This window comes from Allokutzneria sp. NRRL B-24872 (genome assembly GCF_002155965.1).
Classification (GTDB): Bacteria; Actinomycetota; Actinomycetes; order Mycobacteriales; family Pseudonocardiaceae; genus Allokutzneria.
Genome location: NZ_MUMH01000378.1, coordinates 1 through 607, shown reverse-complemented (window position 1 = coordinate 607; position 607 = coordinate 1). Strand labels below are relative to the sequence as shown.

General features: G+C 72.5%; 1 pseudogene. It reads right to left on the bottom strand.

Going from position 1 to position 607, the window contains the following annotated elements:
• Positions 1-607 (bottom strand): annotated as a pseudogene (locus tag CCN37_RS38160) (NAD-glutamate dehydrogenase domain-containing protein); the annotation flags it as partial.

The following is a 607-nucleotide window of genomic DNA, read 5'->3' as shown; positions in this document are numbered from 1 at the left end:
CACCGACAGCGTAGGCAGGTCGAGCCGCCCGGCTTCCTTGATCTCCTGCATCGCCGCCCGCATCCTGCCGAGCCGGGAGGCGTTGGCCTCCTCCCACTTCGCGATCTTGGAGTCCGCGGAGTCGTCCGGGTCGCTGGTGCGCAGCACGTCCAGGGTGATCGCCCGCATCGTGGAGTACAGGTCGTCCCGCAGCGCCAGCCTGGCCAGCGCGTGCCAGCGGTTGCCCCGCTCCAGCGCGCTCACCGAGACCAGCATCCGGTCGACGTCCAGGTGCTCCGACAGCGCGTAGTACAGCTCCGCCGTCTGGCGCGGGCTGTGCTCGCCGCCGTGCACCAGGCCGCCCTCGCGCTCGGCCAGCTCCGCCACCTCGGTGACGTCGAGCAGGCAGTAGGTGTAGAGCAGCGAGGCGACGCGGCAGGCCAGCTTCTCCGGGACGCCGGAGGACGTCAGCCGATCGGCGTGCGCCTGCACGGTCTCCAGCTCGCGGCCGCGCAGCATCTCCATCGCCTTCGGCGCGAGATCGCCGACCACGCGCTGGAAGCGGGTGATGTCGGCGCCCACGGCCAGCGGCTGCGGGCGGTTGGACAGCAGCCACCTCGCCGCGCGG